We start from the raw sequence: 434 nt of genomic DNA on the forward strand, positions 1-434 counted from the left end.
CAATATGCAAACGCCGCAGAATATCAATAGTAACAATGGCCTCTGCCTCTTCAAATCCTGGCGCCAGCAGCACTGCGACCTTTTTCATTGCCTACTCCTTGTTAACGTGTCAACCATCAAAACCGTGCTCAACCGAATAATGAGCCCGTGTGATTTATGACATTAAAAATGATCTGCCGCAAAATCCTTTTTTATAAAAAAGGTGAATTTGCTATCAACCGTTCTTACATGTGACAGCCAGATCAGATAATGTTTATCTTATTGAGATTACCATGATTTAAACGCCTTTTTTATGATTTGAAACAATGTTTCACAAAGCGAATGGTGATGATGTATAATTATTTTCAACCAGTTATAATTACACAAACACAACAAAAAACATTATCACTGGAAAGTCCCGCTACTGAAAATGTTTTTTGTTGTGATAATGTTTT

1 pseudogene is annotated in these 434 nt (G+C 35.9%); it reads right to left on the reverse strand.

The features are described from left to right. A pseudogene (locus F7Q90_RS26165) lies at nt 1-88 on the reverse strand (DJ-1 family protein); the annotation flags it as partial. Nucleotides 89-434: the final 346 nt, after the last annotated feature.

Origin of the sequence: Pantoea stewartii subsp. stewartii (genome assembly GCF_008801695.1) — a bacterium.
In the GTDB taxonomy this organism is placed as follows: domain Bacteria; phylum Pseudomonadota; class Gammaproteobacteria; order Enterobacterales; family Enterobacteriaceae; genus Pantoea; species Pantoea stewartii.